Below are 6,276 nucleotides of genomic sequence, written 5' to 3' on the forward strand. Positions count from 1 at the left end.
AAGTCGGAAACCAGCAAACAACAAACCATCCACCATGAACAAGTTTACTGAAAAAGCGGTTGTCGGTCTATCGGAAACCGGTCTGGGTCTGGACGAATTGGTCCGTCGCGGAGCCCGGCAGGTGATTCAACAGGCGATCGAAGCGGAGCTGACGGCGCTGTTGGAGCGGTTCGAAAACGTCAAGACGTTGCACGGGCAGCGCGCGGTGGTGCGCAATGGCTATTTGCCGGAGCGCGAGGTATTGACGGCGGCCGGCCCGATTGCCGTGAAGGTCCCCAAGGTTCGCGATCGTTCAGGATCAGGCGTGAAGTTCAATTCATCGATCGTGCCGCCATATGTGCGGAAGTCGCCGCGAGTGAGTGCTTTGCTGCCGTGGCTGTATCTGAAGGGCATCTCGACGGGCGACATGAGCGAGGCACTGAGCGTGCTGCTGGGCGAGGACGCCAAGGGGTTGTCGGCCAACGTGGTGAGCCGTCTGAAGGCGCAATGGGCCGACGAGCACGCCAACTGGAACCGGCGGGATCTGTCGACATCGCGCTACGTGTACTGGTGGGTCGACGGCATTCACACCGGCCTGCGTAGCGAGAATTCGGACGGCCAGTGCCTGTTGGTGATCATCGGCGTGAGGCCAAATGGACGCAAGGAGCGTGTGGCAATCGGCGGCGGGTATCGGGAGTCGAAGGCGTCCTGGCAGGAGCTGCTACTTGACCTGAAAACGCGTGGCTTGCAGGCCGGCCCGCTGCTGGCAGTCGGCGACGGCGCGATGGGCTTCTGGGCTGCACTGGAGGAAGTGTTTCCGGCAACGCGCGGCCAGCGCTGCTGGTTCCACAAGATGGGCAACGTGCTCAACGCGCTGCCGAAGTCGCAGCAGGGGCATGCGAAGGCCGACCTGCAGGCGATTTGGATGGCCGCGACGCGCGCCGATGCGTATGCCGCGTTCGATCGTTTCGTGACGGTCTACGCCGCGAAATATCCGAAGGCGACCGAAACGCTGAAGAAGGACCGGGAGAGCCTGCTGTCGTTTTACGACTTCCCCGCCGAGCACTGGCAGCATTTGCGCACGACCAATGCGATTGAGTCGACATTCGCGACCGTGCGCCACCGGACGACTCGCACCCGCAACTGCGTGTCGCGACCAACCTTCCTCGGTCTGGCATTCAAGCTGATCGAGGAAGCCGAGAAAACCTGGCGCCGTATCAACGGCCCCGAACAGATCAAGCTGTTGCTGGAGGGCATTGCCTTCAGGGACGGCGAACCGGTGCAAGGCGATCAAACGGTTCAGCAGAAACTCGCCGCCTGAAGTCGAACGCTATCAAGCTGCCCATACACCATGCATGGACGCCCCCGGCTTGCCAAGCTCTCGTTCGTAACGTCGGGCAGGTAATGATTGCAGCCATGCATCCGGACTTCGCCATCCGGCCCACGGCCGGCTGTCCCTGATGGAATATGCTGGCCGGACTCTCATCACTCTTGCGTGCTTTCGCGCACATTGGTGTACCCAGAGTTTCCCAGCCACGGTCTAACCTGTCTCGCCATCACGTCATGATCGCCTGAGCAATCGGCTGTAGTCTCCTGCTGGCTGTTGAGCGGTAAGCATGCGGCAGATGGTTACGCGGTCGCTGCAGGCGCGTGGTAATCAGGGTGAAACTCGCGGCCGTGGACCAACAGCGCCCAGACGATCCGCGCATTCTTATTCGCGATCGCGACGGCGGCGACATTCGCGTTCCGCCGCTGCAGCAGGCCACTCAGCCAGCCGCCCTTGCATTCCTTGCGTTTGGCAACCTGCAGCAGCGAGCGCGCGCCGTGGATCAGCAATGTTCGCAGGTAGGTATCACCGCGCTTACTGATTCCAAGCAGCACGTTCTTGCCGCCGCTGGAGTTCTGTCGGGGTACCAGACCGAGCCACGCCGCAAGCTGCCGGGAGTTCCGGAAGCTCTTCGCGTCACCGACAGATGCGACAAGCGCGCTTGCGGTAAGTGGCCCGATGCCCGGGACACGCGCGAGCCGTCGACTCGTGTCGTCACTACGGTGCCAGGCCTGAATCTGCGCCTCGAGCTCCCGGACCTGCCTGTCAAGCTCCTTCAGATGGTCCATGAGGCGCTGGATGAGCAATCGAAACGAGCCTGTTAGTTCGTTTTCCGCATCTTCTATCAGCTCAGGTACCTGACGATTGAGATACCCGATTCCCTTTGGAACAGCGATCCCGAATTCAGCGAGCAGTCCGCGAATCTGGTTGGCCTGCGCCGTTCGTGCCCGGACAAAACCCTCGCGTACGCGATGCAGCGACAACACCGATTGCTGCTCGATGGTCTTAACTGGCACGAAACGCATGTTCGGTCGCGCGACTGCCTCGCAGATTGCTTCGGCATCGGCCGCGTCATTCTTGTTCGTCTTCACGTACGGTTTGACAAACTGGGGTGCGATTAATCTTACTGTGTGACCCATGGCCTGCAGTTTGCGAGCCCAGTAGTGTGCGCTAGCACATGCCTCCATCCCGATCACACAGGCCGGAAGGTTGGCGAAGAACTCCGCAACGTGATTCCGCTTGAGCACTTTCCTCAGAACAGTTCGGCCGTGCTCATTCACACCATGGACGGAAGAAACGTTCTTTCGCCAGATCGATGCCAACTGTCGTAACCTTCATGATGAACGCTCCCCTCATTCAAGTGGTTGCATTGACACTTCCACTTTGGCACATCGATGCCGTTTCGGATGGGGGCGTCCATTCCATTACTCTTGACGATAGCTCGGGCACCACTCTAGAAGATCGCAACTGGTCAGTACAGAATCAACGCACCCGAGCAGTTGGCGAGCACTGCGAGCAATGCCCGCGTCCATAAGGCGACGATGCAGCCCTGCGCGGGTTGTCGTCTCGCCGAAAGGAAGGCATGTCAGGATCCGCTATGCTAGTGCAGACAAGGGTGACTCCGTTAATGTGTTATTCGTACAAGCAACCGCAGCAGCACTCCGGTCGTTCCGGTTTTTTGACAATAAGCGTCGAAGCCGACTTGTACGCCCGCAGAACGGGTGACGCGTTCATCTTGGGAGGTGAACGCGACGAGGGCGGTGTCCCTCATTGAATGCAGCTCGCGCAGACGCCTGGCTAGCTCGAAGCCGTCCATCCCGGGCATATTGATGTCGAGCAGTGCAATGTCGGGAATCCAGTGATCGATTAGCTTGAGTGCGGCATCGCCGCTGAGGACGCAGCGCACGTCATAGCCTTCGCTCAGCAGGACCGCAGTAATTGCGTCGGCTCCCACGCGATAATCGTCAACGACAAGCAAACGCAGGGCGGTAGGGTGACGGTTAGCAACGGTGCGATCGGTCCATCGCGAGGTAAGAAGAGGCTCCACGAACAATCCCCGAAGTTTTATTTGCGCGTAGCAACGATTATTCCGACTCGGGGCGAAGTCGGCCATTCTCCGCTCATGACGGATCAACAGACGACCCTTATGACTCTATCGGACTTCATTGAAGCGAGTTTCGATGTGCTGGTTGACGACTGGACGGCGTATGCGCGAGCCGTCAGTCCACAGGACGGCCACTTAAACGACACCCAACTGCGCGATTCGGCACGCGAGCTACTCGCCGGCATCGCGATCGACATGCGCGAGATGCAAAGTCGGGAGCAACAGGAAGCAAAGTCAAGGGAACCAGCCCTACCCAATTCGATGTTTAAAAATTGGACGTGTGCATGCTAATGACCGGCTCTCGCAAGGCTTCGGCATTAACGCGCTGGTCGCCGAATTTCGCGCCCTTCGAGCGAGCGTGCTGCGCAGATGGCAGGACCACGGGCCGCTTGACGCGGCCGCGTTCGAGCAAATGATCCGCTTCAACGAAGCTATCGATCAGATGCTCGCAGAGTCTGTCGGGCAGTTCGCGGCACGCACGGAACGCCTTCGAGATATGTTCGCCGGCATCCTGGCGCACGACCTACGCTCGCCAGTAGGCGCCATCATGGCGTCTACATACTCAATCCTGCGTGACGAGCATCTGTCGCCTACCAGCTTGCGAGCCGGCGCGAATCTGCAACGCAGTGCGGAGCGCGTGAAAACCATGATCGACGATCTTTTCGTTTATACGCGCACGCGTTTGGGCGATAAGCTGCCAATCGATCCGACCCAGCAAGATTTTGGCCGTATTTGTCGAAACGCGGTCGACGAGGTTCAATCCGCCTGCCCGAACGCTCAAATCGAGCTGGAGGCGACGGGCGAACTGGGTGGATTTTGGGACGGCGCGAAGCTCAGCCAGCTAATCGTCAATCTTCTCACCAACGCCGTCAACCATGGATCCGGATCCATTTGCCTGAGCGTCGGCGGCGATGATCATCAGGTCGTACTGAAAGTCGCGAACGAAGGCTCGCCGATTCCAGCTGATGCATTGCCAACGCTGTTTGAGCCGTTGACCCGCGCTAGCGCGTCACGCGAGCAAAAACGTGTTTCGTCCGGCATGGGGCTGGGACTGTACATCTGTCGCATCATTGCACAAGCGCATAACGGAAACATCGACGTCGAGTCGAACGAAGCCAAGACGGCATTTACGGTAACAATCCCAAGAGTTGCAGGGTCAAGCCCTTAACGCTAACCGCGCCTAAACGATGCCCGCCCGACTGGGCGGCATCATCCCGTCGGCCTTTTGGGATCCTTCCGTTCATGGACGGGGATGGCCGCGCTTGTCGCTCGAAGTGCTGAGCGTCGAGGCTGGTGAAGTGCGGACATCGAGCCGCCCAAGCGTAATTCGTGATAAGTGCGGCCGTCTCGTTCCAGAATTTCCTGTGCGTCGCGCTGACGCCTCCCATGGACCGAATCGCTGTATGGCTGTATCCAAGAAACAAAGCTCGAGCGGAAGAAAGCCAATTCGCAACCGGCAGAACAAGCGTCTGTATCTCCCTTTAAGCAATGAACACGCAAGCCAACTGAACCGGCAGGCGCGCATCGCATTTGAGTCAATACGGACGGGAAGAGGCGATAGGGCCGCTTTGCTTCAGATGTCCTCGATCGTGCTTCTATGCGAATTCCCCACCGAAGACGGTCACGGGCTGTTGCCGCTCTCGTTGCTTCAAGAGGCAAGACGACGCATGGCGCGAGTCATGGCCGCCGGCAGCGCCGATGAAACATGCGAATATGCGCGACGGCTCATCGACCAACTGAACGAAATCGTCAACGAGTACGACAGGCAAATGCGCGAGACGCGCTTGCACACGATCGTCGCCGCATTCGATAAGGTCGACTGCATGTTGGTAGCAAGGAAGCGCAGCCTCGCGCGGACGAGGAGGCTGACGATCAGATTGAGTGACGGCTTGTAACCCCGCTAGAACTGACGCAATGACCGATCGACAATCCCAAGTGTTACGTTTTCCGCACGGAGTGCAATTCGAAGACGGCAATCGACGTCTGGAAATCCCGAGGATGGACAGAGACATCCACCCATTTCGGTCGGCTCGTCGAACATGTGGCCCAGAAGAAGGGGGTTGCGCGGCGGTCGCGCGAAACACAACGTGATCGCATGCGAGCCTTTAACGTGGCTGCCTATGACCGCTTCTCGCAATCCGATCTTGTCTACAGGCGAGCCTGGTCCTCTCCTGAGTTACGCCGTATCCAGCTTCGGCAGCCGAAACAATTCCAGCCTTTGCGCCAGTAAGGTCCACGCGCACGCTGCCTTCGGTCAGGCAGGTCCAATAACGTTGACCGCGGCACCAGAGTTTTATCCCGTTACGGACGTCTCGCTCACTCAACCCGAGCGCCGCCGCTTGGACAAGCGCGTCCTTAAGTATCCCTACCTTGAGAGGGATTTTTGATGCGGAATTCGGCGGAAAGGCGCGGGGAAAACGCCTCTGCAGAATGATAACCGCGCCTTCTGCTGCGTCGGCAGAGGTTCTCGGAAGCTTCGTCAATGGGTTGGCGTGCCGCTCGTCGGCTTCTGTCGATGACGTCCCGCGTGAAGTGGCCTTGTCAACCTTGGCGTCTTGCTTAAACTGCGCCTTCAGCACCGCAAGTTGTTCGAATCCCATCGTACGTGTCCCAATTAATTAATCAAATTTTGCCAGTCAGCTTATACATCGCCAATAGCGAAATAACGATGAACATGAATCCAATTCCCGAACTCACGTCTTCTCTTAAGCAATTGCGACTGTCCGGCATCCTCGACACGCTCGAAGCACGCAACCGTGAAGCCATCGACCGTAAGCTCGCCTATACCGATTTCCTGACGTTGCTTATCCAGGACGAGATCGCACGGCGCGATCATCGAAAGCTCGACGCCCGCATGCGCCGCGCG

The 6,276-nt window shown here is 58.6% G+C and carries 7 protein-coding genes and 1 pseudogene; 5 read left to right on the forward strand and 3 right to left on the reverse strand.

Annotated features, from left to right (window positions below; genetic code table 11):
• Nucleotides 1-34: 34 nt before the first annotated feature.
• Nucleotides 35-1,300: an IS256 family transposase gene (locus QCE79_RS36655; RefSeq protein ID WP_309853325.1), complete on the forward strand. Its 1,266-nt coding sequence runs from the start codon at nucleotides 35-37 to the stop codon at nucleotides 1,298-1,300.
• Between the two features lie 308 nt (nucleotides 1,301-1,608).
• Here the strand turns inward: QCE79_RS36655 and QCE79_RS36660 are convergent.
• Together QCE79_RS36660 and QCE79_RS36665 are read right to left on the reverse strand one after the other, a co-directional pair.
• Nucleotides 1,609-2,644 (reverse strand): annotated as a pseudogene (locus QCE79_RS36660) (IS110 family transposase).
• Between the two features lie 286 nt (nucleotides 2,645-2,930).
• Nucleotides 2,931-3,419 (reverse strand): response regulator, encoded by a 489-nt coding sequence (locus QCE79_RS36665; protein WP_309853327.1) that lies wholly within the window; start codon nucleotides 3,417-3,419, stop codon nucleotides 2,931-2,933.
• Between the two features lie 33 nt (nucleotides 3,420-3,452).
• Here QCE79_RS36665 and QCE79_RS36670 point away from each other — a divergent pair, with 33 nt between their 5' ends.
• From QCE79_RS36670 to QCE79_RS36680, 3 genes are all read left to right on the forward strand, one after another.
• Nucleotides 3,453-3,701, forward strand: coding sequence for a hypothetical protein (locus QCE79_RS36670; protein ID WP_309853329.1), 249 nt, complete (start codon nucleotides 3,453-3,455; stop codon nucleotides 3,699-3,701).
• Nucleotides 3,691-4,578, forward strand: a complete 888-nt coding sequence (locus QCE79_RS36675) for a HAMP domain-containing sensor histidine kinase (RefSeq protein ID WP_309853331.1) — start codon at nucleotides 3,691-3,693, stop codon at nucleotides 4,576-4,578. The genes QCE79_RS36670 and QCE79_RS36675 overlap by 11 nt, the downstream gene beginning before the upstream one ends.
• A gap of 235 nt (nucleotides 4,579-4,813) precedes the next feature.
• Nucleotides 4,814-5,305 (forward strand): hypothetical protein, encoded by a 492-nt coding sequence (locus QCE79_RS36680; RefSeq protein WP_309853333.1) that lies wholly within the window; start codon nucleotides 4,814-4,816, stop codon nucleotides 5,303-5,305.
• Between the two features lie 210 nt (nucleotides 5,306-5,515).
• Here the strand turns inward: QCE79_RS36680 and QCE79_RS36685 are convergent, their stop codons facing one another.
• A complete protein-coding gene (locus tag QCE79_RS36685; RefSeq protein WP_309853335.1) occupies nucleotides 5,516-6,010 on the reverse strand; it encodes a ProQ/FinO family protein in 495 nt (164 codons plus the stop codon).
• A 74-nt stretch (nucleotides 6,011-6,084) separates the two neighbouring features.
• Here QCE79_RS36685 and QCE79_RS36690 point away from each other — a divergent pair.
• On the forward strand, nucleotides 6,085-6,276 hold a 192-nt coding region (locus QCE79_RS36690), incomplete at its 3' end, for an ATP-binding protein (RefSeq protein WP_309851842.1).

Origin of the sequence: Caballeronia sp. LZ003 (assembly GCF_031451465.1) — a bacterium.
Classification (GTDB): domain Bacteria; phylum Pseudomonadota; class Gammaproteobacteria; order Burkholderiales; family Burkholderiaceae; genus Caballeronia.

Coding starts and splice junctions, on each gene's coding strand:
- QCE79_RS36685 (WP_309853335.1), bottom strand. CDS start 6,010: ATGGGATTCGAACAACTTGCGGTGCTGAAGGCGCAGTTTAAGCAAGAC.
- QCE79_RS36680 (WP_309853333.1), top strand. CDS start 4,814: ATGGCTGTATCCAAGAAACAAAGCTCGAGCGGAAGAAAGCCAATTCGC.
- QCE79_RS36670 (WP_309853329.1), top strand. CDS start 3,453: ATGACTCTATCGGACTTCATTGAAGCGAGTTTCGATGTGCTGGTTGAC.
- QCE79_RS36665 (WP_309853327.1), bottom strand. CDS start 3,419: ATGGCCGACTTCGCCCCGAGTCGGAATAATCGTTGCTACGCGCAAATA.
- QCE79_RS36655 (WP_309853325.1), top strand. CDS start 35: ATGAACAAGTTTACTGAAAAAGCGGTTGTCGGTCTATCGGAAACCGGT.